The organism is Arhodomonas sp. AD133 (genome assembly GCF_051195215.1).
Classification (GTDB): domain Bacteria; phylum Pseudomonadota; class Gammaproteobacteria; order Nitrococcales; family Nitrococcaceae; genus Arhodomonas.
In genome coordinates this window covers 1-1,579 of the sequence record NZ_JBNAZM010000135.1, presented here as the reverse complement: position 1 = coordinate 1,579, position 1,579 = coordinate 1, and the positions used below count along the sequence as shown (strand labels likewise).

Annotated in this window: 1 protein-coding gene; it reads left to right on the top strand. The window is 68.2% G+C overall.

Annotated elements, in window-relative coordinates:
- The first annotated feature begins 124 nt into the window (after nucleotides 1-124).
- Nucleotides 125-1,210, top strand: coding sequence for an IS110 family transposase (locus tag ACPEES_RS23315; RefSeq protein WP_435106890.1), 1,086 nt, complete (start codon nucleotides 125-127; stop codon nucleotides 1,208-1,210).
- The last annotated feature ends 369 nt before the right edge of the window (nucleotides 1,211-1,579 follow it).

The following is a 1,579-nucleotide window of genomic DNA, read 5'->3' as shown; positions in this document are numbered from 1 at the left end:
AGAAACTATGAGAGCTGCCCCCACCCCGGTTCTACCTTTACGGGTAAACCACACGTTTGGGAGGTAGAGCGAGATGAAGACAGCTCTCTTTGAACAAGTTAGCGCCGAAGCGGGTGTCTTGTACATGGCCATTGAGTTGAGCGCTCACCGCTGGAGGCTGTGCTTCGGGGATGGCCATCGGCGGCGTGATCGCACGATTGAGGCGAGCGATCTGGCGGCGCTGGAGGCGGAGATGGCGCGGGCGAAGGCGAAGTTTGGTCTGCCGGCGTCGGCGGTGGTGGTCAGCTGCTACGAGGCCGGCCGCGAGGGGTTCTGGCTGCACCGGTGGTTGTGCTCGCAGCGGGTGAGCAACGTGGTGGTGGACTCGGCGAGCATCGAGGTCGACCGTCGCCGGCGCCGGGCGAAGAGCGATCACATTGACGCTCGAGCGCTGGAGGGGTTGCTGGAGCGCGCCGTCGGCGGTGAGCGGCGGGCGCTGCGCGTGGTGCGGGTGCCGAGCGTTGCCGCCGAGGACGAGCGGCGGTTACTGCGCGAGCGCGAGTACCTGGTCGCCGAACGCGGGCGCCACAGTGCGCGGATGAAATCGCTGCTGCACGCACACGGCATTCGTGTGGCCGACCACCGCGAGTGGCGGGCGCGGCTCGAGGAGCTGACCAGCCCGGCGGGCTATCGGCTCGGGCCGCGGCTGCGTGCGGAGCTGCGCCGCGAGTATGCGCGCTATCGGCTGGTGTGTGAGCAAATCGCCGAGCTCGAGGCGGAGCTGGCGGCGATGGTCAATAGCGAGGCGGACTCGCCGGTGATCGGGCTTGTGCGGCAGCTGCAGGCGCTGCGCGGCGTTGGGTTGGTGAGCAGCTGGACGCTGGTGCTGGAGTTGTTTGGTTGGCGCGTGTTCGCCAACCGCCGCGAGCTCGGCGCGCTCTCGGGCCTGCGGCCAACCCCTTACCAAAGCGGCGACAGCGCCCGCGAGCAGGGCATCAGCAAGGCGGGCAATCGGCGGGTGCGGCGCGTGATGCTCGAGCTCGCCTGGGGATGGCTGCGCCACCAGCCCACCAGCGCATTGACGCTGTGGTTCCAGCGGCGCTTCGGCGCCGGCGGCAAGCGCCTGCGCCGGGTGGGCATCGTCGCACTGGCGCGCAAGCTGCTGGTGGCGCTGTGGCGCTATCTCCACGACGGCGAGATCCCCGAGGGCACGGTGCTCACCGCCGCCTGAGCCGGACTGGCGCGTGTGCGCTTGTGCTCTGCCAGCGCTGCCGTGAGCCCGGGTAGTGAGAGGCCGCGTTTGCCGAAGGCGCCCGAAGCCGACCTAGGCCGAGTTGATCGAGCCGTTAGTTGTAGAAGGGGCGTCTTCACCATCGGTTGGCGTCGCGCCGAAGGCGCACGCAGTTTGAGCTGGCCGACCCTGCATCGGCCCGGATAGAAGGTGGTACCGGTCGCCCATCGCGGCCGTGACAAACGACAACCGAGGCAACGCGCGGTCAGCGCCTGGGAACACGACATCCGCACACCGGAGGTTGCAGATGACCCGATAACGCAAGACCGCTTAGGACTTGACAAGGGACAGCCCATAGAAGGTCGGCTG

Excerpts from the sequence above, each read along its gene's own strand:
- ACPEES_RS23315 (WP_435106890.1), top strand. The coding sequence starts at position 125 with ATGGCCATTGAGTTGAGCGCTCACCGCTGGAGGCTGTGCTTCGGGGAT.